At 63.3% G+C, this 987-nt stretch carries 1 protein-coding gene; it reads right to left on the reverse strand.

Annotation, left to right across the window (positions count from 1 at the left end; genetic code table 11):
- A partial coding sequence (locus ACQRAP_RS08685) for an SIS domain-containing protein (protein ID WP_427795402.1) occupies nucleotides 1-987 on the reverse strand: 987 nt, incomplete at its 5' end.

The following is a 987-nucleotide window of genomic DNA, read 5'->3' on the forward strand; positions in this document are numbered from 1 at the left end:
TTAGTAGTCGAACTGGTGATAGTAGCGACGGTAGTTGAGGTTGTGCTTGGTGACCGTCTCGTAGTAAGCGGCAAGGCGATCGGTGATCAGCGAGGAAAGGATCCACGGAGACACGATGACGCGGAACTCGTCGTCAAGGCCGGGGATCGCGAACTCGGCGGTGTCGATGACGTTGATGTCGGTGTCGCCGGTCACGCCGCGGTTCAGGAACGCGCGGACGCGCTCGTCGAGCTTGCGGTTCTCGTCCTCGCCCATGAACAGGAAGACCGGGACGCCGGGCTCCACGAGCTCGAGGGTGCCGTGGAAGAAGTCGGCCGAGGTGATGTAGCGGGTGCGCTTCCACTGCATCTCCTCCAGGATGCACATCGAGAACAGGATCGTCTCGCCCCACAGGGCGCCGGAGCCGATGAACATGGTGTAGGGGGCCAGGGCGTACTTCTTGGCGAGCTCCTCGGCGCGCGGCTCGAAGCGCTTGCGGATATCGAGCATGTCCTTCCAGATATCCTTGGTCTGCTCGATAAACAGATCGAACTTGGGGAAGCAGCCGCGGCGGTTGAGCAGGCGCAGGCCGAAGCAGTCGGCGAGGTAGTAGCCCATCTCGCAGCCGCCGTTACCGTGATCGGAAGCCATCTTGACGCAATTCTCGGCGCCGACAGCCTGGCCGATGGGGCCCTCGGGTTTGGTCATGGCGTAGACGCGCACGCCCATGTCCTTCATCTTCTTGACGGCCTCGAGGACCTCGGGGGTGGTTCCGGACTCGGAGGCGGTGAGCACGACGGACTTCTCGGTCATGCGCTTGTGGCCCATGGCGTTCCACTCGGCGGCGTGGATCAGGTAGACCTCGAGGTCGCGGTCGCCGAACTTGTTCATGAGGTACTCGAGCTGCATGAGCTCGTCCCAGGTGCCGCCGACGCCCATCAGGAACACGGCGTCGTAGCCCTCGTCGGCGACCTTGTCGGCGAGCGCGGTCATCTTCTTGCCGGTCTC

This window comes from Collinsella sp. SGI.180, from assembly GCF_050313455.1.
Classification (GTDB): Bacteria; Actinomycetota; Coriobacteriia; order Coriobacteriales; family Coriobacteriaceae; genus Collinsella.